The 22,615-nt window shown below is 70.6% G+C and carries 21 protein-coding genes and 1 riboswitch; of the genes, 11 read left to right on the plus strand and 10 right to left on the minus strand.

Annotated features, from left to right (window positions below; all coding sequences use genetic code 11):
• Positions 1–68: 68 nt before the first annotated feature.
• The 5 genes from OG276_RS09675 (at position 69) to OG276_RS09695 (ending at position 5,065) form a co-directional block, all read left to right on the plus strand.
• Positions 69–1,094, plus strand: a complete 1,026-nt coding sequence (locus OG276_RS09675; protein ID WP_266904056.1) for an adenosine deaminase — start codon at positions 69–71, stop codon at positions 1,092–1,094.
• Positions 1,095–1,114: 20 nt separating this feature from the next.
• Complete coding sequence (locus OG276_RS09680) at positions 1,115–1,804, plus strand: glycerophosphodiester phosphodiesterase (RefSeq protein WP_266904057.1); 690 nt, start codon at positions 1,115–1,117, stop codon at positions 1,802–1,804.
• Between the two features lie 113 nt (positions 1,805–1,917).
• Positions 1,918–3,024, plus strand: a complete 1,107-nt coding sequence (locus OG276_RS09685) for a sensor histidine kinase (protein ID WP_266912653.1) — start codon at positions 1,918–1,920, stop codon at positions 3,022–3,024.
• The gene (locus OG276_RS09690; RefSeq protein ID WP_266904058.1) at positions 3,021–3,710 is read left to right on the plus strand and encodes a response regulator transcription factor; all 690 of its coding nucleotides are present in this window, start codon (positions 3,021–3,023) and stop codon (positions 3,708–3,710) included. Before OG276_RS09685 ends, OG276_RS09690 begins: the two co-directional genes overlap by 4 nt.
• Positions 3,711–3,856: 146 nt before the next feature.
• A complete protein-coding gene (locus OG276_RS09695; protein ID WP_266904059.1) occupies positions 3,857–5,065 on the plus strand; it encodes a serine hydrolase in 1,209 nt (402 codons plus the stop codon).
• A 7-nt stretch (positions 5,066–5,072) separates the two neighbouring features.
• On the opposite strand, the gene OG276_RS09700 is transcribed toward OG276_RS09695, so the two are convergent.
• From OG276_RS09700 to OG276_RS09710, 3 genes are all read right to left on the minus strand, one after another.
• The gene (locus tag OG276_RS09700; RefSeq protein ID WP_266904060.1) at positions 5,073–5,618 is read right to left on the minus strand and encodes a hypothetical protein; all 546 of its coding nucleotides are present in this window, start codon (positions 5,616–5,618) and stop codon (positions 5,073–5,075) included.
• 77 nt (positions 5,619–5,695) lie between these two features.
• The gene (locus OG276_RS09705) at positions 5,696–6,874 is read right to left on the minus strand and encodes a spermidine/putrescine ABC transporter substrate-binding protein (protein ID WP_266904061.1); all 1,179 of its coding nucleotides are present in this window, start codon (positions 6,872–6,874) and stop codon (positions 5,696–5,698) included.
• 118 nt (positions 6,875–6,992) lie between these two features.
• A complete protein-coding gene (locus OG276_RS09710) occupies positions 6,993–8,432 on the minus strand; it encodes a gamma-aminobutyraldehyde dehydrogenase (RefSeq protein WP_266904062.1) in 1,440 nt (479 codons plus the stop codon).
• A 171-nt stretch (positions 8,433–8,603) separates the two neighbouring features.
• Here OG276_RS09710 and OG276_RS09715 point away from each other — a divergent pair, with 171 nt between their 5' ends.
• The 6 genes from OG276_RS09715 to OG276_RS09740 all read left to right on the plus strand — a co-directional run bounded on the left by OG276_RS09715 (position 8,604) and on the right by OG276_RS09740 (position 14,652).
• Positions 8,604–9,107, plus strand: a complete 504-nt coding sequence (locus OG276_RS09715; protein WP_073910973.1) for an Lrp/AsnC family transcriptional regulator — start codon at positions 8,604–8,606, stop codon at positions 9,105–9,107.
• Positions 9,092–10,471 (plus strand): aspartate aminotransferase family protein, encoded by a 1,380-nt coding sequence (locus OG276_RS09720; RefSeq protein ID WP_266904063.1) that lies wholly within the window; start codon positions 9,092–9,094, stop codon positions 10,469–10,471. The genes OG276_RS09715 and OG276_RS09720 overlap by 16 nt, the downstream gene beginning before the upstream one ends.
• 194 nt (positions 10,472–10,665) lie before the next feature.
• Positions 10,666–11,466 carry an ABC transporter ATP-binding protein gene (locus OG276_RS09725; protein ID WP_266904064.1) on the plus strand — a complete coding sequence of 267 codons (801 nt, stop codon included), beginning with the start codon at positions 10,666–10,668 and terminating at the stop codon, positions 11,464–11,466.
• Positions 11,448–12,521, plus strand: coding sequence for a hypothetical protein (locus OG276_RS09730; RefSeq protein ID WP_266904065.1), 1,074 nt, complete (start codon positions 11,448–11,450; stop codon positions 12,519–12,521). Before OG276_RS09725 ends, OG276_RS09730 begins: the two co-directional genes overlap by 19 nt.
• Positions 12,522–12,547: 26 nt before the next feature.
• Entirely contained in the window at positions 12,548–13,657 is a 1,110-nt protein-coding gene (locus tag OG276_RS09735) for an LOG family protein (RefSeq protein ID WP_266904066.1), read from the plus strand.
• Between the two features lie 101 nt (positions 13,658–13,758).
• Positions 13,759–14,652, plus strand: a complete 894-nt coding sequence (locus tag OG276_RS09740; RefSeq protein WP_266904067.1) for a hypothetical protein — start codon at positions 13,759–13,761, stop codon at positions 14,650–14,652.
• A gap of 236 nt (positions 14,653–14,888) precedes the next feature.
• Here OG276_RS09740 and OG276_RS09745 read toward each other — a convergent pair whose 3' ends face one another.
• The 7 genes from OG276_RS09745 to pyrH all read right to left on the minus strand — a co-directional run bounded on the left by OG276_RS09745 (position 14,889) and on the right by pyrH (position 22,611).
• Positions 14,889–15,911 carry an ABC transporter ATP-binding protein gene (locus tag OG276_RS09745; protein WP_266904068.1) on the minus strand — a complete coding sequence of 341 codons (1,023 nt, stop codon included), beginning with the start codon at positions 15,909–15,911 and terminating at the stop codon, positions 14,889–14,891.
• A complete protein-coding gene (locus OG276_RS09750) occupies positions 15,911–17,527 on the minus strand; it encodes an iron ABC transporter permease (RefSeq protein WP_266912655.1) in 1,617 nt (538 codons plus the stop codon). Before OG276_RS09750 ends, OG276_RS09745 begins: the two co-directional genes overlap by 1 nt.
• Before the next feature lie 59 nt (positions 17,528–17,586).
• Positions 17,587–18,684 (minus strand): thiamine ABC transporter substrate binding subunit, encoded by a 1,098-nt coding sequence (locus OG276_RS09755; RefSeq protein ID WP_266904069.1) that lies wholly within the window; start codon positions 18,682–18,684, stop codon positions 17,587–17,589.
• A gap of 84 nt (positions 18,685–18,768) precedes the next feature.
• A riboswitch (TPP riboswitch) is annotated at positions 18,769–18,877 on the minus strand.
• 59 nt (positions 18,878–18,936) lie between these two features.
• The gene (gene rlmN, locus OG276_RS09760; RefSeq protein WP_266904070.1) at positions 18,937–20,049 is read right to left on the minus strand and encodes a 23S rRNA (adenine(2503)-C(2))-methyltransferase RlmN; all 1,113 of its coding nucleotides are present in this window, start codon (positions 20,047–20,049) and stop codon (positions 18,937–18,939) included.
• A 93-nt stretch (positions 20,050–20,142) separates the two neighbouring features.
• Positions 20,143–21,222 (minus strand): phosphatidate cytidylyltransferase, encoded by a 1,080-nt coding sequence (locus OG276_RS09765; RefSeq protein ID WP_266904071.1) that lies wholly within the window; start codon positions 21,220–21,222, stop codon positions 20,143–20,145.
• On the minus strand, positions 21,222–21,779 hold the full coding sequence (gene frr, locus OG276_RS09770) for a ribosome recycling factor (RefSeq protein ID WP_112453867.1): 558 nt from the start codon (positions 21,777–21,779) through the stop codon (positions 21,222–21,224). Before frr ends, OG276_RS09765 begins: the two co-directional genes overlap by 1 nt.
• 52 nt (positions 21,780–21,831) lie before the next feature.
• Complete coding sequence (pyrH, locus tag OG276_RS09775; RefSeq protein ID WP_243337648.1) at positions 21,832–22,611, minus strand: UMP kinase; 780 nt, start codon at positions 22,609–22,611, stop codon at positions 21,832–21,834.
• Between the last annotated feature and the right edge of the window lie 4 nt (positions 22,612–22,615).

A 22,615-nucleotide genomic window follows, 5' to 3' on the forward strand; every position in this document is an offset into this window, starting at 1 on the left:
CTTCGGCGGTGCGGGTCCTGCCTACGATGAAGCCGTTCCATCCGCACGCGTCCTTCGGAGGCACCCTCATGTCCGACCTGCACCCCTTCATTGCGGGGCTGCCCAAGGCCGAACTGCACGTCCACCACGTCGGCTCGGCCTCCCCCCGCATCGTGGCCGAACTCGCCTCCCGGCACCCCGACTCCAAGGTCCCCACGGACCCCGAGGCCATCGCCGACTACTTCACCTTCACCGACTTCGCGCACTTCATCGAGGTCTACCTCTCCGTCGTCGACCTGGTCCGCACCCCCGACGACGTGCGCCACCTCACCTTCGAGATCGCCCGCGACATGGCCCGGCAGAACATCCGGTACGCCGAGCTCACCATCACCCCGTACTCCTCCACCCGCCGCGGAATCGAGGAGAAGGCCTTCATGGAGGCCATCGAGGACGCCCGCAAGGCCGCCGAGACCGAGCTCGGCGTGATCCTGCGCTGGTGCTTCGACATCCCCGGCGAAGCCGGCGAGGAAGCCGCCGCCGAGACCGCCCGCCTCGCCGTGGACCTGCGCCCCGAGGGCCTGGTCTCCTTCGGCCTGGGCGGCCCCGAGGTCGGGGTGCCGCGCCCGCAGTTCAAGCCGTACTTCGACGCCGCCCGCGCCGCCGGACTGCACAGCGTGCCGCACGCCGGCGAGACCACCGGCCCCGAGACCATCTGGGACGCGATCCGCGAGCTGGGCGCCGAGCGCATCGGCCACGGCACCAGCGCCACCCGGGACCCGGAGCTGCTCGCCTACCTCGCCGAGCACCGCATCGCGCTGGAGGTCTGCCCCACCTCCAACATCGCCACCCGCGCCGTCGCCACCCTCGACGAGCACCCCGTCAAGGAGATGGTGGCGGCCGGCGTGCTCGTCACCATCAACAGCGACGACCCGCCGATGTTCGGCTCCGACCTCAACAACGAGTACGCGGTGGCCGCGCGGCTGCTGGACCTCGACGAGCGCGGTCTCGCCCAGCTCGCGAAGAACGCCGTCGAGGCCTCCTTCCTGGACCAGGCCGGCAAGGCGAAGCTCACCGCCGAGATCGACACGTACACCTCCGCCTGGCTCGCTTCCTGACGGCTGCGCAGAATGGGTGCATGCGCACCCTGACTGCCGTAGGCCACCGCGGGGATCCCTACCGCGTCCGCGAGAACACCCTGCCCTCGATCCGCTCCGCCTTCGACCGGGGGGCGAACGCGGTGGAGATCGACGTGCGGACGACCCGCGACGGGGTGCCCGTACTGCTCCACGACGAGGACCTCCAGCGGCTGTGGGGCCATGACGTACGGCTCGAAGACGTCACGGCCCCGCAGCTGCGGGAGCTGACGGACGGCGGGATCCCGACGCTGCGCGACGCCCTGCTGGCCGCCGGAGCGGGCCGGGTCATGATCGATCTGCCGGGTGCGACGGCCGAGACCGTACGGACCGTCGTCGGTCAGGTCCGCGAGTGCGGGGCCCGCGACCGTACGTACTACTGCGCGGGTCCGGCCACCATGCTGGCGGTCCGAGCCGCCGATCCGGGCGCCGAGATCGCGCTGACGTGGACCACCCTGGCTCCCCCGCGCCGGGTGCTGATCGAAGCGGTGGCCCCGACCTGGCTCAACTACCGCTTCGGGCTGGTCGGCCCGGAGCTGGTCGACGCCCTGCACCGGGACGGCCTGCTGGTGTCGGCCTGGACCCCGGACACGAAGCGCGCGATGCGTGCGCTGGTCAGGGCCGGGGTGGACTCGATCACGACGAACCGGGTGGACGCGCTGGGAGCCGTACGGGCCGAGCTCGGCCGGTGAGCCGCGCTCGACTGGTGAAGCGTGCCTGGGGGGAGCTCGGAGCGTGGATCCGGCGGGCCGGTCCGCGCCGGCAGGACCTGGGGCTGACGCTGCTGGTGCAACTGGCCGTCACGATGCCGTTCGTGGTGCCCCGGTCGGCCGATCTGCCGCCCGCGGACTGGGCCTCGTACGCGATGACCACGCTCGGCGTGCTCCCGCTGATCTGGCGGCGGCGGGCCCCGGTCGCGGTGCTGGCCGCGATCCTGCTGGTCGGCGGCGCGTACAAACTGACCATCGACGGACCGGGGCAGCCACTTCCGTACGCGGGGCTGATCGCCTTCTACACGGTCGCCCTGCTGTGCACGGCCCGGGTCCGGATGGGGGTCGGCTGGATCGCGGTCCTCACGGTCTCCCTGTCGGTCGGGTGGAACACCGCCACCGCGCGCGAACTGCTCTTCACCCTCTTCGTCTCGGGCGCGGCCTACGCGCTGGGCCGGCTCCAGCACACCCGGCAGGCTTACACGGCGGCCCTCCTGGACCGGGCCGCCCAGCTGGAGCGGGCCAACAGGATCGAGGCGGAACAGGCGGCCGCCCGCGAACGGGCCCGGATCGCGCGGGAGATGCACGACATCCTCTCGCACGCGGTGAGCATCATGATCGTGCAGGCGGAGGCCGGCCCGGTGGCCGTACGCAGGGCCCCCGAGCGGGCCGAGGCCGCGTTCGAGGCCATCGCGGAGACGGGCCGCGACGCGATGGCCCAACTCCGCACGATGCTGGGCGTGCTGCGCACCGACGAGGCGGCGCCGCGCTCCCCGCAGCCCGGCATCGGGGAGCTCGCGGGGCTGCTGGAGCGGGTCCGGGGCAGCGGCCTGGAGGTGACCTACGAGCGCACGGGCCCGGTGCGCGCCCTGCCGGCGGCGCTGGAGGCGACGGTGCACCGGGTGGTGCAGGAGGCGCTGACCAATGTGGTCAAGCACGCCGGGGCTGCGGCGGTGGCCGTGCGCCTGGAGTACGGGGAGCGGGAGCTCACCGTGACGGTCACGGACGACGGGCGGGGGCCGGGTGTTCTGCCGCGCACGGGCTCCGTACCGGGGGCGCGACCGGGCGGGCACGGCCTGATCGGGATCCGGGAGCGGGCCGCCGCCCACGGCGGGACCGCGCGGTCGGGCCCCCGCCCGGACGGCACAGGCTTCGAAGTGCGGGTCGTCCTTGTAACGTCGGGCGCGGAGGTGGGGAAGTGACGATCCGTGTGGTGGTGGCCGACGACCAGGAACTGGTGCGCAGCGGCTTCGCGATGATCCTGGACGTCCAGGAGGACATCGAGGTGGTGGCGGAGGTCGGGGACGGGGCGGCGGCGGTCGCGGCGGTACGGTCCCTCGCGCCCGACGTGGCACTGCTGGACGTGCGGATGCCCGTGCTGGACGGGATCGAGGCGTGCCGGGAGATCTCGGGGACGAGTTCCTGCCGGACGGTGATGCTGACGACCTTCGACTCGGACGAGTACGTGTACGAGGCGCTGCACGCGGGGGCCAGCGGGTTCCTGCTCAAGGACGTGCGGCGGGACGATCTGGTGCACGCCGTACGGGTGGTGGCGGCGGGCGAGTCCCTGCTGGCGCCTTCGGTGGCCCGGCGGCTGATCGCGGAGTACACGGCGGCGACGGCCCGGCCGGCGGCCGGGGAGGCGCTGTCCGCGGAGCGGCTGGAGGTCCTGACGGCCCGGGAGCGGGAGACGCTGCTCCACCTGGGGCGGGGGCTGTCGAACGCGGAGCTCGCGGTGGAGCTGATGGTGAGCGAGCACACGGTCAAATCGCATGTGGGCAACGTGCTGTCGAAGCTGGGGCTGCGGGACCGGATCCAGGCGGTGATCTGCGCGTACGAGACGGGTCTGATAGCGGCTGGCTCTTCGGTATCTCCCTCTGGGGAGTGAGACGGGTCGTATCTCCTCGCTCTCGGTGGTGAGTTGTCGTACCGGCAAAGACCCCTCTCGGTGGTGATCCGCAACTACCCCTGTGACCAGCAGCATTGAGGTCATCGGGGCGAAAGTCGCCCGGAGAGCCGACAGGGGGATCCACCATGAACCGAGCGACCCGCACGCTGATCGCCACCGCCCTGGTCCTGGGCGTCGCGGCCGGACCGGCCGCCGCCCACGCCGGGTCGGCGGGGGCGTCCGCCCCGGCCGCGAGCTCCGCGACGCAGGGGCCCGCGCCGCTGGTCTCCACCCCGCCGAACGCCACGGCGCTGGAGCAGGCGATCGCCGGGCTCGGCGCCGGGCACAAGGAGGCGACGGCCGCGCTGGTACGAGTGGGCGGCGCGAGCGGCGCCTGGCGGGGCAGTTCCGGCGTCGCGGACATCCGCACCGGGCGTGCGGCCATCGAGGAGGGCCGGTTCCGGGCCGGCTCGGTGACCAAGGTCTTCACCTCGGCGGTGGTGCTCCAGCTCGCGGCCGAGGGCAAGCTGGACCTCGACGGGCCGGTCCGCCGGTACCTGCCCGGGACGATCCCCGAGGCGTACGGCGCGGTCACGGTCCGGCAGCTGCTCAACCACACCAGCGGGATACCGGCGGCCGACGGTCCGGGCGACTCCTTCGAGGCGCAGTGGGAGCACCGCTTCGACGTGACCGATCCGCACGACCAGATCGCCGACGCGGTGGCCAAGAGCCCCGAGTTCGTCCCGGGCACGGTCCAGCACTACCTGAACATCAACTACACGGTGCTGGGCGTGCTGATCGAGAAGGTGACGGGCACGACGTACGAGAAGGCGGTCGCCTCTCGGGTCCTGAAGCCGCTGGGGCTGCGGGACACCTCGTTCCCGGGCCGTTTCCAGACCCGCATACCGGGTCGCCACAACCACGGGTACCAGGCGGTGACGCGCGAGGACGGTTCCACGGAGCTTCGGGACGTGACCGAGTGGAACTCCTCGGACCGGTGGGCGGCGGGCGACATCATCTCCACCACGGCCGATCTGGAGCGGTTCACCTTCGCCCTGTTCAGCGGACGCCTCGTGCCGGCGGCGCAGCTCGAGGAGATGTTCACGGTCCCCGGGGTGAAGGACTTCGCCACGGGCAAGGCCGCGACGATGACGGCCGGTTTGTCGCGGATCAAGCTGCCCGACGGCACGGTCGCCTGGGGCAAGTCGGGTGGCCGGCACGGGTACAACACGGCGATAGGCGGGACCCGCGACCTGTCCCGCACCCTCGTGTACTCGGTCAACGCGACCGATGCCAAGGGCCAGGACATGAACTCGGTCGCCCTCGCCGTCGTCATGGCCGCCTTCGCCAAGTAGCGCGTACTCAGCCCCGGGCTGCGGCCAGGTCCGTTGCCGGGTCCGTGGCCGGGTCCGACGCCGCAGCCGTGGCCAGGTCCCGATCGGGGTCCACCGGCATGGCCTCCAGGCGCTTGATCATGCGACGCAGGGCCAGCAGGGGGATCACCCCGAAGACGCCGAAGGAGATGTCGATCAGCGACCAGTAGAGGGGGATCCCCCGGATGGGCCCGCAGATCAGGGCCAGCGGAATGATGCCGGCGCAGGCGATCATGCCGGCCTCGACGATCCAGACGTTGCGGACGGGGTCTCGGTGGACTCCGTAGAAGAACACCGCGATCACCAGGTGGGCGAAGGCGAGCCAGTCCGTGCCGTAGAGGAGGAAGGGGTACTCGGAGTCCGCCCGCTCCAGGCCGTCGCCGACACGGCGCAGCCACTCGTTGTCCACCAGGGCATTGGCCCAGTGGAGTTCGCTCACCAGGGGAAAGGCGGTGAGTCCGCTCAGCACGAGGCAGACGAGGAACAGGGCAAGCCAGGCACGGATCCGCCGCAGAAGGGCGCTTCTCTCGCTCATGAAAGGGAGCCTACCCAGTTTTCTGAACATGTTCAGCATAATTGCTGAACATGTTCAGTTCCGCCGCAAGATCGTGATCAGAGCCCGACGATGCCGTTCCAGCGCTTGGCGAAGGAAGAGCGCTCGGCGGAGGAGATGTCGCGGGCCACGACGAGCCGCTTGCGCATGTCCTCGTCGGGGAAGATCAGCGGGTTCTCGGCCAGTTCGGCGGTCTCCTGGTCGTCGGAGGCGGCCAGCACCTCGCGGGCGGCCGGGACCGGGCAGACGTAGTTGACGTAGGCGGCGAGCAGCGCGGCCACCTCCGGGTCGTAGTAGTAGTCGATCAGGGCTTCCGCATTGGCCTTGTGCCGGGCCAGGTTGGGGACGAGCAGGCTCTCCGCCCAGAGCTCGCCGCCCTCCTCGGGAACCACGAACTCGATGTCGGGGTTGTCGGCCTGGAGCTGGATCACGTCTCCGGAGTAGGCCTGGCAGGCCAGTACGTCGCCCTTGCCGAGATCGGAGGTGTAGTCGTTGCCGGTGAAGCGGCGGATGTGCTTCTTCTTCACCATGCTCTCGACCTGGTCGCACACCCGGTGGAAGTCGGATTCGGTCCACTTGGTCACGTCGACGCCGTTGCCCTGCATCAGCAGGGAGAAGGACTCGTCGAGACCGGAGAAGAGCGTGACCTTGCCGGCCAGGTCCGGGTGCCACAGGTCCTTGACGGACTTGATCTCCCGGCCGAGCGCCTTGCGGTTGTAGGCGATGCCGGTGATCCCCGACTGCCAGGGGACGGTGTGCAGCCGGCCCTCGTCGAAGGCCGGGGAGCGCAGCTGCGGGTCCAGGTGCTTGGCCACGTTCGCCTGCGCCGAGCGGTCCATCTTCTGGGCCCAGCCCAGGCGGACGAAGCGGGCGGCCATCCAGTCGCTGACCACGACCAGGTCGTGTCCGGTCTGCTGGCGGTTCATCAGGGACGGGCTGATCTTGCCGAAGAACTCGTCGTTGTCGTTGATCTCCTCGGTGTACCGGACCTCGATGCCGGTCTTCTCCGCGAAGGCGTCCAGCGTCGGGCGCCGGCTCTCGTCCTCTTCGTCGGTGTCGATGTAGAGGGGCCAGTTGGAGAAGGAGACGCTCCGGTCGCTCTCGGAGTGGTCCTGACCCTCCCGTCGGCTCTCGGGGACGTACGCGGCGGGGACACCACAGCCGGGAAGGGCGGCCAGCAGGCCCACGGCACCGAGGCCGCGCAGCGCCGCGCGACGGGAAAAGGCGAGTTCAGGCATGGGACGAGCCTGGTGGAACGCCAAAGGGCGGGCAATAGACATGTTGTCTACTGCCCGCCCCTTCAAGGCTGTGACCTGGTCAATGCGGCGGCCGGCAGGCCGCCCGCCCGGCCTTCGGTCAGCCGCCGAGCGAGGTCATGACGTGCTTGATGCGCGTGTAGTCCTCGAAGCCGTAGGCGGAGAGGTCCTTGCCGTAGCCGGACTTCTTGTATCCGCCGTGGGGCATCTCGGCGACGAGCGGGATGTGGGTGTTGATCCACACGCAGCCGAAGTCGAGGTTCTTGGACATCCGCATCGCGCGGCCGTGGTCCTTGGTCCACACGGACGAGGCGAGGGCGAACTCGACGTCGTTCGCGTACGCCAGGGCCTGATCCTCGTCCGTGAAGGACTGGACCGTGATGACGGGGCCGAAGACCTCGTTCTGGATGATCTCGTCGTCCTGCTTGAGGCCGGAGACCACGGTCGGGGCGTAGAAGTAGCCCTTCTCGCCGACCTGGTGGCCGCCCGCCTCGACCTTGGCGTGGGCGGGGAGGCGCTCGATGAAGCCCGCGACCTGCTTGAGCTGGTTCGGGTTGTTCAGCGGGCCGTAGAGCACGTCCTCGTCGTCCGGCTGGCCGGTCTTGGTGTCGGCCGCGTTCTTGGCCAGCGCCGCGACGAACTCGTCGTGGATCGACTCGTGGACCAGGACGCGACAGGCGGCCGTACAGTCCTGGCCGGCGTTGAAGAAGCCCGCGACCGCGATGTCCTCGGCGGCCTTGGCGATGTCGGCGTCCTCGAAGACCACGACGGGAGCCTTGCCACCGAGCTCCAGGTGGACGCGCTTGACGTCCTTGGAGGCGCTCTCGGCGACCTGCATGCCCGCGCGCACCGAGCCGGTGATGGAGGCCATCGCCGGAGTGCTGTGCTCGACCATGGCCCGGCCGGTCTCGCGGTCGCCGCAGACGACGTTGAAGACGCCCTTGGGCAGGATCGAGCCGATGATCTCGGCCATCAGGATGGTGGAGGCCGGGGTGGTGTCCGAGGGCTTGAGGACCACGGTGTTGCCCGCGGCGATGGCCGGGGCGAACTTCCAGACGGCCATCATCATCGGGTAGTTCCACGGCGCGACCTGGGCGCAGACGCCGACCGGCTCACGGCGGACGATGGAGGTCATGCCCTCCATGTACTCGCCGGCCGAACGGCCCTCGAGCAGGCGGGCGGCACCGGCGAAGAAGCGGATCTGGTCCACCATCGGCGGCAGCTCCTCGCTGGCCGTGAGGCCGAGCGGCTTGCCGGTGTTCTCCGACTCGGTGGCGACCAGCTCGTCCGCGCGCGCCTCGAAGGCGTCCGCGATCTTCAGCAGTGCCTTCTGGCGCTCGGAGGGGGTCGCGTCGCGCCACGCCGGGAAGGCGGCCGCGGCCGCGGCCATGGCGGCGTCGACGTCCGCCTGGCCGGAGAGGGGGGCGGTCGCGTACGCCTCGCCCGTGGCGGGGTTGACCACCTCGGTGGTCCGCCCGTCGGCGGCGTCCTTGAACTCCCCGCCGATGTAGTTGCGCAGACGACGCAGTTCGGTGGTCACTACAGCCACACTCCTGTGCTCACATGTCCAATGGTTGAGACAACTACCAAGCCTAGCCTCTCGGACACCGTTTTCGACAGGCCCACACAGCACGAACTACGGAATCGGTGAGATCTGACTCCCGAAACAACGAATTACATCGTTCTCGCCTTGCGGAACAGACGACTCCTCGTGCACAGTGAGGTCGTGGTCAGTCGAAGCGCAGATTCCAGGAACAGACAACCGTCCCCTTCGGTCGATGCTGTGTCCCTGGCGATCATCGAGCAACTGCAAGAGGACGGTCGTCGTCCTTACGCGGCGATCGGCAAGGCCGTGGGCCTGTCCGAAGCAGCGGTGCGCCAGCGAGTACAGAAGCTGCTCGACCAGGGCGTCATGCAGATCGTCGCCGTCACCGACCCGCTCACCGTGGGGCTCCGGCGCCAGGCGATGGTCGGCATCAACGTCGAGGGAGACCTCGACCCGGTGGCCGACGCGCTGACCGCGATGGCCGAGTGCGAGTACGTGGTGATGACCGCGGGCTCGTTCGACCTGATGGTGGAAATCGTCTGCGAGGACGACGACCACCTGCTGGAAACGATCAACAAGAAGATCCGCGCGCTCCCCGGCGTGCGATCAACCGAAAGCTTCGTTTACCTGAAGCTGAAGAAGCAGACCTACATGTGGGGAACGCGATAGCCGTGAGCCAGGACCTCTCCAAGACCGCCTACGACCACCTGTGGATGCACTTCACCCGCATGTCGTCGTACGAGAACTCGCCCGTACCCACCATCGTGCGGGGCGAGGGCACCTACATCTTCGACGACAAGGGCAAGCGCTACCTCGACGGCCTCGCGGGCCTGTTCGTGGTCAACGCCGGTCACGGCCGCAAGGAACTGGCCGAGGTCGCCTACAAGCAGGCGCAGGAACTCGCGTTCTTCCCCATCTGGTCGTACGCGCACCCCAAGGCCGTCGAGCTCGCCGAGCGCCTCGCGCACTACGCCCCGGGCGACCTGAACAAGGTCTTCTTCACCACCGGTGGCGGCGAGGCCGTCGAGACCGCCTGGAAGCTCGCGAAGCAGTACTTCAAGCTGCAGGGCAAGCACACCAAGTACAAGGTCATCTCGCGTGCGGTCGCCTACCACGGCACCCCGCAGGGCGCCCTGTCCATCACCGGTCTGCCGGCCCTCAAGGCCCCCTTCGAGCCGCTGGTCCCCGGCGCGCACAAGGTGGTCAACACCAACATCTACCGCGCCCCGATCTACGGCGACGACCCCGAGGCCTACGGCCGCTGGTGCGCCGACCAGATCGAGCAGGAGATCCTGTTCGAGGGCGCCGACACCGTCGCCGCCGTCTTCCTGGAGCCGGTGCAGAACGCCGGTGGCTGCTTCCCGCCGCCGCCCGGCTACTTCCAGCGCGTCCGCGAGATCTGCGACGAGTACGACGTCCTGCTCGTCTCCGACGAGACGATCTGCGCGTTCGGCCGTCTGGGCACGATGTTCGCCTGTGACAAGTTCGACTACATCCCGGACATGATCACCTGCGCGAAGGGCATGACCTCGGGCTACTCCCCGATCGGTGCCTGCATCATCTCGGACCGCCTCGCCGAGCCGTTCTACAAGGGTGACAACACCTTCCTGCACGGCTACACCTTCGGCGGACACCCCGTGTCCTCCGCGGTGGCGCTCGCCAACCTCGACATCTTCGACAAGGAAGGCCTCAACCAGCACGTGCTGGACAACGAGGACGCCTTCCGCGCGACGCTGGAGAAGCTGCACGACCTGCCGATCGTCGGCGACGTCCGCGGCAACGGCTACTTCTACGGCATCGAGCTCGTCAAGGACAAGGTCACCAAGGAGTCCTTCACGGACGAGGAGACGGAGCGCGTGCTCTACGGCTTCCTCTCCAAGGCGCTCTTCGAGAACGGCCTGTACTGCCGCGCCGACGACCGTGGCGACCCGGTCATCCAGCTGGCCCCGCCGCTGACCGCCGACCAGGGCACCTTCGACGAGATCGAGGGCATCCTGCGCCGCGTGCTCACCGAGGCCTGGACCAAGCTCTAACCAGCCCGCGTCCTCCCACCGTCCCGCAGGCGGCAAACTGCCGGACCACACGGCCCGGATCCTCCGTTCGAGTGAGAACGCGGGGGTCCGGGCCGTGTGCTGTCACCATCCAAGACGTTCATCTCTTTACATCTCATTGCGGCGCCAGTGACCAAGCGGGCTCCGCTTCGTTCCCCCGGACGGAGGTGTACGCCATGGTGGCTCCACGGGACAACGCTCCGCCGGACAACGCTCCGCCGGACAAGATCCCGCCCCAGGACGATCTGCTCTGGGCACGGTCCCTTCACTACTCCCACAGCGGTTCGCCGGGACTCATCGGGGTCTCGATCGGCGTCCGCGCGGGAGAGATCCTCGCCGTCACCGGCCCGCGGGGCAGCGGCAAGACCACGCTGCTGCACTGCCTGTCCGGACAGCTGCGGCCCGAGCAGGGCGAGGTCTGGTTCAACAGCGTCCCCGTGCACACCATGGGGACCCTGACCCGCGAGCGGCTGCGCCGCGACCGCTTCGGCTGGATCGGCCCCGAGCCGCGGCTGCTGCCCGAGCTCCGGGTCTGGGAGAACGCCGCCCTGCCGCTGCTGATCGCGGGCGTGCCCCACCGCACGGCCAAACGGGCCGCCTGCGAATGGCTGGACCGCCTCGACATCGGCGCCTTCGCCCGCAAGCACCCCGGCGCCCTCAACCGGGCCGAGTCCCAGCGCGTCGCCCTCGCCCGCGCCCTCGCGAACCTGCCCGCCGTGATCTTCGCCGACGAGCCGACCGCTCCCCTGCACCGGGCCGAGCGCTCCCTGCTGCTGCGCACCCTCACCACGGCCGCCCGCTCCCACGGCATCACCGTGCTGCTCGCCACCCACGAGGAGGAGACCGCGGCCGTCGCCGACCGGCACTTCGCCCTGCTCGACGGCCGCCCGGCCGCCGCGGCGGTCGCTGCCGGGCTCCCCCCTACCTCCATCCCCCAGCCCCCGGAGGACCAGGCCGCGTGCTCGCTCTCCGCCTAGCCCGCGGCTCCCGGCCGCTGGTCCAATTGCGCCGACTGCTCGTCGCCGCCGCTTCGGCCGGCAGCGGCTTCCTGCTGCTGTACGTGCTCGCACAGGCCACGGCCCGGCCCGCCGGATCGTTCCCTCAGCTGCTGTGGGCCCTGGTCCCCCTCGCCGTCACCGTCCAGTTCGCCGTCGCGGTGGCCCGTACCGACCCCGCGACCCGCCCCCTCGAAGGGCTGGACGCCGCCGGGCTGGGACCCCTACGACTCACCCTGGTCGCGACGATCTCCACCGCCGTGGCCTGCGCCCTCGGCAGCGCCGTGGCCCTGGTCGTCTTCCTCCATCTGCGCGGGGACGTGACCGGGCTGCCCTTCGACGGCGCCGGGTCGCGGCTGCTCCACGGCGACCAGCCCCTGCCCGTGGCGGCCGCCCTCACCCTGCTGGCCCTGCTCCCGCTGGCCGCCTCGATCGCCACCGCCCTCGCCCTGCGCCCGCACCCCCGGCCCGCGCCGCAGACCGCACTGCCCTGGGGCATCGCCCTCACCGCCTGCGGACTCGCCGCACTGGCCTACTCCCGCCCCGGCGGAGCCGCCATGCCGACGGGCTGGGCACTGACCGCCCTCGGACTCGCCCTCGCCGGCCCGGGCCTCGCCTACGCCTGCGGGGCGCTCGTCCAGGCCGTCCGCCCGGGCGCGCTCCGGCTGCTGGCCGGGCGGGCCCTCCAGGAGGAGGCCCCCCGGCTGGGCGCACCCCTCGGTGTCCTGTGCGCCGTCGCGGCGGGCGCCCTCAGCGCCGTGGCCCTGCGCGATCACGGCGGACTCCAGGTCCCGCTCGGCCCGCTGACCGCGCCCGCCGCCGCTCTGGTGACGCTGTGCGCGGCCGCCACCCTGCTCACCTCCGCGGTCGAAGTCCGCCAGGCCAGGGCCGCCACCCGCGAGACCCTGACCGGGCTCGGCGCCCCGGGCAAGGTCCTGCGTACGGCCGCGACCGTACGGGCCACCGCGCTGGTGGCGGTGTGCCTGCCGCTCAGCTGGGGTGTGTCACAGCTGACGTCGCTGGCATTGACCCGCTGAGCCGGGCAGCCCTTAGGGTGGGCCGAATGGTCAACCCACACATCGAGACCGATACCGAGATCGAGACCCTCGCCGAGTTCGACCGGGTCGTGGCCCGCGGCTCGCTCAGCGGGTACCGGATCCAGTCGGTCAACCTGCTGGAGCGGACCTTCGCCCTCCTGTCCGCCGACACCTCGGCCGCCGTGTTCCTGGGCTGCCCGATGGAACCGGACGCCTCGGTCAAGGTGCGCGCGGACGGCGCCCTGGTCTTCCCGCCCGTCCCGGACCTCCCCTTCAACCCCTACCGGGGCCTGCTCTACACGGCCGAGGAACTCTTCACCGGACTCTCCGCGGGCTACGAGGCCACGCCCGACTCCGAGGCGTACGCCTGGTTCCAGGAGACCAAGGCTGACGGCGACATCTACTCCTCGATGCTGCGCTCCATCCACGACGACGCCATCTCCGACGCCCTCGACGAACACCTCGTCGGCGCCCGCGTGGTCGGTGTGATGGGCGGCCACGCCATGGCCCGCGGCGGCGACGCCTACCGGGGTGCGGCCGAGCTCGGCCGGACGCTGACCCGCTCCGGTCTGACCGTGGCCACCGGCGGCGGTCCCGGCGCGATGGAGGCGGCCAACCTCGGCGCGTACCTCTCGACGGCCCCCGACGAGGCCCTGCCCGAAGCCCTGCGGATGCTGGCCAAGGCCCCTTCCTTCACCCCGTCCGTCTCCGACTGGGCGCGCGCGGCCTTCGCCGTACGGGAACGCTGGCCGGCGATCACGGGCGGCGACTCGGTGGGCATCCCGACCTGGTTCTACGGACACGAGCCGCCGAACCCCTTCGCCGGACACATCGCGAAGTACTTCGCGAACGCCACCCGGGAGGACGGGCTGCTCGCCCGCTCCAACGCGGGCGTGGTGTTCCTGCCGGGCGCGGCCGGCACCGTCCAGGAGATCTTCGACAACGCGACGCCCAACCACTACGAGTCCCGCGGCGAGCCGACCCCGATGATCCTGGTCGACCGCGCCCACTGGACCGAACGGCTGCCTGCCTGGCCGCTGCTCCAGTCACTCGCCCGGGGCCGGGCGATGGAGTCCCGGATCGCCCTGGTCGACTCGGTTTCAGAGGTTCCGGCGGCCCTCGCAGCCATGAGCTGACCTGGACAACCTGACCCGGTCAGGCAACTTCTCTCCCCTTTTCCACGTCTGGAAGAGGTACGCACTACGTAAAACCTGCCAGACGTGAACGGAGCCCTCGGGTGCTCATAGGCCTGCTCACCGCCATCGCGGCGTCCATCTGCTACGGCACGGGATCCGTCCTGCAAGCCGTGGGCTCACGGCGGGCGGCCCGGATGTCGCCCACCGCCGCCGGGGTCACCCAGCACGGCGGCCCGAACCTCAGCTCGACGGCGAAGGCCGCGATGACCTGGGAGTTCATCGTCGGCACCATCCTGGACTTCGTGGGCTTCGGGCTGGGCGCCCTGGCCGCCCGCCTCCTGCCGCTCTTCCTCTCTCAGACGGTCATCAGCGCCAACCTGGTGATCACGGCCGTGCTGAGCGTGAAGATGCTCGGCATCCGGCTGACCCGCAAGGAATGGACCTCCATCGGGGTCGTCTGTGCGGCACTGGTCCTGCTCGCGACCGCGGCGGGCCACGAGGGCGGCCACTACGCTCCGGCGTCCACGCACTGGTGGCTCCTGGGCGTGACCGTACTGATCATCGTGGGCGGCACGGTGGCGGTACGTTTCCTCGGCGCCCGGGCCGCGATCCTGGCGGGCCTGCTGTCGGGTCTGGCGTTCGGCGCGCTGGGCGTCGGGGTCCGCATCCTCAACGGCGTGGAGCCGTTCTCGTTCCCGTCCCTCCTCGCCGACCCGGCCCTGTACGCCATCGTCCTGGCGGGGGTCGGCGGCATGTACCTGCACACCGTGGCGCTCCAGATCGGCTCGGTGAACGGCGCCACCGCGGCCCTGGTGGTCGGCGAAACCGTGCTCCCCGGCGCGATCGGCGTCCTCTGGCTCGGCGACGCGTCCCGCCCCGGCATGGCCTGGCTGGCGGTCCTCGGCTTCGTCCTGGCGGTAGCCGGCGCGGTGGCAGTCGCCTGGTACGGCAACCACGAGGACGCACACGGAGACGTCCCCACCCCGGTCGGCTGAAACCCGGGGAAGCACCGGGGCTGGTCGCTTTCAGCCGTCCGGCATTTGAGGACCGGGGTCTGGGGCGGAGCCCGGACCCCTCAGCCCGTCCGGCGCTTGAGGACCGGGTCAGGGCCGGCCCTGGGAACGGTGGAAGGGCGGGTAGGGGAACTCCGCCCCGCGCAGCGGCAGGGGCCACCACGCGGACTGCTCCCCCGCGCAGCGGCAAGGGTCGCTGCGCGGGACTCCGCCCGGCCCTACTCCCCCGCCAGCACGACCACCTCGCCCGGGGCGAACTCCACCTCGACCCGGTCCCCGACCGCCGGCGCCCCCTCAAGCCCGCACTCCGCCTCGAGCACGGGCCCCACCTCGGGCCGCAGCGACAGCGCAACATGCGTCCCCCGAAAGGTCCGCGACACCACCTCGCACCCCAGCCCCCCGGGCGCCAGCACCACCCCCGCCGGCCGGATCAGCACACGATGATCCCCCGACGGCGACCCGGCCGGAACCGGCACCTTGCCCCACGGCGTCACGGCCACCCCGGCGGAAAGCACCGCACGCACCACGTTCTCGAAGCCCAGGAACCGCGCCACGAACTCCGACGCCGGCCGCTGCCACACCTCCAGCGGGGTCCCCGCCTGCGCGATCCGCCCGTCCCGCATCACGACCACCCGGTCGGCCAGCGCGAACGCCTCGCCCTGGTCGTGCGTGACGGCCAGTACGGTCGTGCCCAGCCGCGAGAACAGCCCCTGCAACTCCACCACGAGCCGCTCCCGCAGCCCCCGGTCCAGCTGCCCGAGCGGCTCGTCCAGCATCAGCAGCCGCGGCGAAGGCGCCAGCGCCCGCGCCAGCGCGACCCGTTGCTGCTCGCCGCCGGACAGCGAGGCCACCGCCCGGCCCTGCGCCCCGGGCAGCCCGACCAGCTCCAGGAGCTCGGTGACCCGCGCCTCGGAGGACTGCTTCGAAGCACCCCGCATCCGCAGCCCGAAGGCGACGTTCCCGCCCACGTCCCGGTGCGGGAACAGCTGGTGGTCCTGGAACATCAGGCCCACCCCCCGCCGGTGTACGGGCACTGCGGCCTGGTCGGCGCCGCCCAGGAGCACCCTCCCGCCGGCGACGGGCTGGAGCCCGGCCACCACCCGCAGCAGGGTGGACTTGCCGCTCCCGCTCGGCCCCAGCACGCACACGATCTCGTGCTCGGCGACCGCCAGGTCCACGGCGTCCACGACCGCGCGCTCACCGAAGCGGACCGACACCCCTTCCAGCTGAAGCAGGGTCATCAGAACTCTCCGGAGGTCTTGTCGGGCCGCAGCCGCTCCAGCAGGAGCAGGGACACCGCGCACGTCAGCATCAGGATCGTGCTCAGGGCCATCGCCTGGCCGTAGTTCATCTCCCCGGCCCGCCCCAGCAGTCGCGCCACGGCGACCGGCAGCGTCGGATGGTCGGGCCGCGCGATGAAGACGGTCGCCCCGAACTCCCCGAGGGACACGGCGAAGGCGAAGCCCGCCGCGATCAGCAGGGCCCGCCGCACCATCGGCAGGTCCACCTCCCGCCAGGCCCGCAGCGGTGAGGCGCCGAGCACGGCGGCGGCCTCCCGCAGCCGTCCGTCGACCGCGCGGAGCACCGGCAGCATGGTCCGTACGACGAAGGGAACGCCCACCAGCGCCTGCGCCAACGGCACCAGGATCCACGAGGTCCGCAGGTCCAGCGGGGGCTCGTCGAGGGTGATGAGGAAGCCGAAGCCGACGGTCACGGCCGACACCCCCAGCGGGAGCATCAGCAGGGCGTCGAAGCCCCGTACGAAACGGCCCGCGCGCCGGGTCAGCGCCGCGGCGGCGAGCCCGCCGACGACGAGCGCGATGGCGGTGGCGGCGAGCGCGTACTGCAGGGAGTTCCAGATCGCCTCCAGCGGCGGCACCAGGAAGGTACCGCCGCCGGCGCCGACTTCCTGGAGCGCCCGGTAGAAGCCGAACCCGTACCCGCCGGGGGCGTCGAGGGAGCGTTCGACGAGCACGGCGAGCGGCGCCACGATCAGCAGCGCCACCGTCAGCAGCACCCCGCCGAGCAGGGTGCGCTGGGCCCAGCCGCGCGGCCGGTGCGTGGTCCGTCCCGGGTCGACGAGCCGCAGTGCGGTCTCCCGCTTGCGCACGGTCCAGGCGTGCACGCCGAGGATCGCGCCGATGGCCGCGAACTGCACCATCGTCAGCACGGCGGCCGTCGGCAGGTCCAGGAGCTGCGCGGTCTGCCGGTACACCTCCACCTCCAGCGTGGAGTACGCGGGCCCGCCCAGGATCTGCACGACGCCGAAGGAGGAGAACGTGAACAGGAACACCATCAGCGAGGCGGCGGCCACCGCCGGCACCAGCGCGGGCAGCGTCACGCGCCGCCAGGCGGCGAACCGCCCGGCGCCGAGCACCCGGGCGGCCTCTTCCTGCCGTGGATCGAGCTGCGCCCACAGGCCGCCGACCGTGCGGATGACGACGGCGTAGTTGAAGAAGACGTGCGCGAGCAGGATCGCCCATACGGTCGTGTCGAGGCGGATCCCCCACACCTCGTCCAGCAGACCGTTCCGCCCCACCAGCGCGAGGAACGCGGTGCCGACCACGACGGTCGGCAGCACGAACGGCACCGTCACGAGCGCCCGCAGCACCTGCTTGCCGGGGAACTCGAAGCGCGCGAAGACGTACGCGCCGGGGAGTGCGATCAGGAGCGTGAGCGCCGTGGACGCGAGCGCCTGCCAGGTGGTGAACCAGAGCACGTCGCCGATGTCGGGCCGGGCCAGCACCTCGCCGATCCGGCCGAACTGCCAGCCGGTGTCGGTCTTGAGCCCGCGCCCGACGATCGCGGCCACGGGGTACGCGAAGAACAGCCCGAAGAAGACGAGCGGCACGGCCATCAGACCGAGCCTGACGGCCGTGGCCCGCCCGCTCTCCTTCGGTACGGAACTCAACCGTCCTACTTCACGACGAGCGCGGTCCACGCCTTGACCCACTGGTCGCGGTTCTTGGCGATGGCCTCCGGGGCGACCGTCTCGGGCTTCTCGATGACGACGCCGTGCTTGGTGAACAGCTCCGGCACCGCCGCGTCCTTGGTCACCGGGTTCACGAACATCTGGAGCGGCATGTCCTCCTGGAACTTCTTGGAGATCAGGAAGTCCAGGAGCGCCTTGCCGCCCTCCTCGTTCTTCGCGCCCTTGAGCAGACCCGCGAACTCGGTCTGGCGGAAGCACGTGCCCGTCGCGACGCCCGTGGGGGCCTCGGCCGGCTGCGGCTCGCCGAAGAGCACCTCGACCGGCGGGCTGGAGGCGTAGGAGACGACCAGCGGCCGGTCGCCCTTGGCCTTCTTTCCGCCCGCCGAGCCGGAGAAGCGCTCGTTGTAGGCCTGCTCCCAGCCGTCGACGACCTCGACGCCGTTGGCCTTGAGCTTGCTCCAGTAGTCCTTCCAGCCCTCGTCGCCGTACTTGCCGACGGAGGCGAGGAGGAAGCCGAGGCCGGGCGAGGAGGTCGCGGCGTTCTCGGTGACCAGCAGGTTCTTGTACTCCGGCTTGATCAGGTCGTCCAGCGTCTGCGGCGGGGCGATCTTCTTGTCGGCGAAGTAGGCCTTGTCGTAGTTCACGCAGATGTCGCCGGAGTCGACGGGGGTGACCCGGTGCTCCTTGTCGGCCACGAACTCGGGCTTCACCTCGGCCAGCCCCTTGGCCTCGTACGGCGTGAAGATGCCGTTGTCGAGGGCACGGGAGAGGAGCGTGTTGTCCACGCCGAAGAAGACGTCGCCGCGCGGGGAGCCCTTGGTGAGGATCTCCTGGTTCAGGGCGGCGCCCGCGTCGCCCGACTTCAGGACCTTGACGGTGTAGCCGCTCTGCTGCTCGAACTCCTTGAGGACCGTGTCGGTCACGTTGAAGGAGTCGTGCGAGACGAGGGTGATCGTCTTGGACTTCGGAGCGGCGCTCGCCCCGGCGGACTTGTCCTTGGCATCGCTGCCGCAGGCGCTGAGCGTGGTGACGCCGAGCGCGGCCACGAGCGCGATGCCCGCCATCTTCTTGGTGGTGCTCATTGGTGCATTCCTCCTGGGATGTCCAGGAGAAGACGCGGCCCTGCCCGGCGCTCTGTGGAGCGGACGCCGGGCAGGGCGCAACAGCTTGAGTGGTGACCGAACTTCCTACCCCGAATGACCGGGGCGAGGTTCAGAGGGTCTGCGGTGACGGTTACCGCACTCTCAGCGCTGTGGCGCTCCCCTGTCGGAATATGAAATTGGTTTCGGCCACAGGGTACCCCGTGGCCGAATGCGAACCTCAACTGGCGGAAATCAGCGCTCCGAGGCGGCGAGCTGGCCGCACGCGCCGTCGATCTCCTGGCCACGGGTGTCGCGGACGGTCACCGGCACGCCGTGGCGGGCGATGGCGTCAACGAAGGCCTTCTCGTCCTCGGGCCGCGAAGCGGTCCACTTCGAGCCCGGCGTCGGGTTCAGCGGGATCAGGTTGACGTGCACGCGCTTGCCCTTGAGCAGCTTGCCGAGCAGGTCGCCGCGCCAGGCCTGGTCGTTGATGTCGCGGATCAGGGCGTACTCGATGGAGATCCGGCGGCCGGACTTCTCCGCGTACTCCCAGGCCGCGCCGAGCACCTCGCGGACGTTCCAGCGGGTGTTCACGGGGACCAGGGTGTCGCGCAGCTCGTCGTCCGGGGCGTGCAGGGAGACGGCGAGGCGGCACTTGAAGCCCTCGTCGGCGAAGCGCAGCATCGCCGGGACCAGACCCACGGTGGAGACGGTGATCCCGCGCTGGGACAGGCCCAGGCCATCGGGCTCCGGGTCGGTGAGGCGGCGGATGGCGCCGACGACGCGGTTGTAGTTGGCGAGCGGCTCACCCATGCCCATGAAGACGATGTTCGACAGCCGGGCGGGCCCGCCGGGGACCTCGCCGTCGCGCAGGGCGCGCATGCCGTCGACGATCTGGTGCACGATCTCGGCGGTCGACAGGTTGCGGTCGAGGCCCGCCTGGCCGGTGGCGCAGAACGGGCAGTTCATTCCGCAGCCGGCCTGCGAGGAGATGCACATGGTGACCCGGTCCGGGTAGCGCATCAGCACCGACTCGACGAGCGTGCCGTCGTGCAGCTTCCACAGGGTCTTGCGGGTGGTGTCGTCGTCGCACGAGATGTGGCGCAGGACGTTCATCAGGTCCGGCAGCAGCTCCTGCTGGAGCTTCTCGCGGGAGGCGGCCGGGATGTCGGTCCACTCGGCCGGGTCGTGCGCGTACCGGGCGAAGTAGTGCTGGGAGAGCTGCTTGGCCCGGAAGGGCTTCTCGCCGATCGCGGCGACCGCCTCCCGGCGCTCCTCGGGGGTGAGGTCGGCGAGGTGCCGGGGCGGCTTCTTCGCTCCACGAGGGGCGACGAAAGTGAGCTCTCCCGGGACTGGGCGGGCCATGGCAGGTACTCCTTGTAAGACGAAAGGCGCGCCGCAGAAGCAGCGCGCCTTCCAAGAGTAACCGCCCTACCTGCACGGGCGCCTTTTCGCAGGTCAGCCCGTGCCCACGAACGCCGCCAGCAGCAGCCAGACCACCGGGGCCGTCGGAAGCAGGGAATCCAGCCGGTCCATGATGCCGCCGTGACCCGGCAGCAGCGTGCCCATGTCCTTGATCCCGAGATCCCGCTTGATCATGGATTCCCCGAGGTCGCCGAGCGTGGCGCTGACCGCGACGGCGAGGCCGAGCACCAGGCCCTGCCACCAGACGCCCCCGTCGATCAGGAACTCCATGCACAGCGCGCCGGCGCCCATCGCGAAGGCCACCGCTCCGAAGAGCCCCTCGCGGGTCTTTCCTGGGCTGATGCGCGGGGCGAGCTTGGTCTTGCCGAAGCGCCAGCCGACCGCGTAGGCCCCGGTGTCGCTGACCACCGTCAGGAGCAGGAAGGTGATCACCCGCTGCGGCCCGTCGTCGGCGGTGAGCAGCATCGCGACGAAGGTGGCCAGGAAAGGCACGTAGAACGCCGCGAAGGCGCCCGCCGTGACGTCCTTGAGGTAGTCCTCGGGCGGCTCGGTCATCCGCCAGACGAGGACCGCCAGCACCGTCAGCGCCATGGCCACCCAGGCACCCTCGGCCCCGCGGACGTATCCGGCGATGACCATGGCCGCGCCGCCGATGGCGAGCGGGACCAGCGGGGCCTTGATGCCCTTCTTCTCCTGCAGCCGGGAGGTGAGCTCCCACAGGCCGACGACGACCGCCACGACGACGACGCCGACGAAGACCGCCTTGACGATGAGCAGCGAAGCGAAGATCACCGCACCGAGGCCCACTCCGACCCCTATGGCGGCACGCAGGTCCCGCCCGGCACGCTTCTTCTGAGGCGGTGGCGAGGCGTCCTGCGGTGCCGGCGAAGGCGGAGTCGGCGGGGGGCTGGGCATGGGCTCCTGCGGCGGTGTATCGGCGCGGAAGAGGGGGCCGCCGTCAGCGGCGGCCCCCCGATCGCGTGCTTCCCGGTCGTCGAAGTCACGGCCGGCGGCATCGGGCACGATGGGCATGGGCCGAGTGTGCGGGCCCACCAGCGCATCGTAGGCGGGACCCGCCGGAACCGGCTCCGGCTGCCAGGAAGTGTCGTTCATCAGACTTCGAGGAGCTCGGCTTCCTTGTGCTTCAGGAGCTCGTCCACCTGCGCGACGTACTTCGCGGTGGTGTCGTCGAGCTCCTTCTCGGCGCGGCGCACCTCGTCCTCGCCGGCTTCCTTGTCCTTGACGAGCTTGTCGAGGGCGTCCTTCGCCTTGCGGCGGATGGCGCGGATCGACACCTTGGAGTCCTCGGCCTTGGTGCGCGCGACCTTGATGTACTCCTTGCGGCGGTCCTGCGTCAGCTCGGGGAAGGTCACCCGGATGATGCTGCCGTCGTTGCTGGGGTTGACGCCCAGGTCGGAGTCGCGGATGGCCGTCTCGATGTTGCGCAGGGCGCTCTTGTCGAACGGGGTCACGATCGCCATGCGCGGCTCGGGGACCGAGAAGGAGGCGAGCTGGTTGATGGGCGTGATGGCGCCGTAGTACTCCGCCACGATCTTGTTGAACATCGCCGGGTGCGCACGACCGGTGCGAATCGCGGCGAAGTCTTCCTTGGCGACGACGACGGCCTTTTCCATCTTCTCCTCGGCCTCGAGGAGGATCTCTTCGGTCACCACGTGCTCCTGCATGTCAGAAATGGATGGTTCAGGCGGACGGGGGGCCTGCTCAGGCCCGGGTGCCCTGGTCGCTCACGAGCGTGCCGATCTTCTCACCCTTGACGGCTCGCGCGATATTGCCCTCGGCGAGCAGCTCGAAGACCAGGATCGGCAGCTTGTTGTCGCGGCACAGCGTGATGGCGGTGGCATCGGCGACCTTGAGGTCGCGCGACAGCACCTCGCTGTACTCCAGCGCGTCGAACTTCACGGCGTCCGGGTTCTTCTTCGGGTCGGAGTCGTAGACCCCGTCGACGCCGTTCTTGCCCATGAGCAGGGCTTCCGCGTCGATTTCCAGGGCGCGCTGGGCGGCCGTGGTGTCGGTGGAGAAGTAGGGCATGCCCATGCCGGCGCCGAAGATGACCACGCGGCCCTTCTCCAGGTGGCGCACGGCGCGCAGCGGAATGTACGGCTCGGCGACCTGGCCCATGGTGATGGCCGTCTGGACGCGGGAGTCGATGCCTTCCTTCTCCAGGAAGTCCTGGAGGGCGAGGCAGTTCATGACCGTGCCGAGCATGCCCATGTAGTCGGACCGGGCCCGGTCCATGCCGCGCTGCTGGAGTTCGGCGCCGCGGAAGAAGTTGCCTCCGCCGATCACGATCGCGATCTCCGCGCCGTCGCGGACCACCGCGGCGATCTCGCGGGCGATGGCGTGGACCACGTCGGGGTCGACGCCGAGTCCTCCGCCACCGGAGAAGGCCTCGCCCGACAGCTTCAGCATGAAGCGGCGGCCCTTCTTGTCCTGGTCGCTCTTGTCGTCGGAAGCGGTGTGGGTGTCCACGCCCTGATTCATGGAG

It is taken from the genome of Streptomyces sp. NBC_00086 (genome assembly GCF_026343255.1).
In the GTDB taxonomy this organism is placed as follows: domain Bacteria; phylum Actinomycetota; class Actinomycetes; order Streptomycetales; family Streptomycetaceae; genus Streptomyces.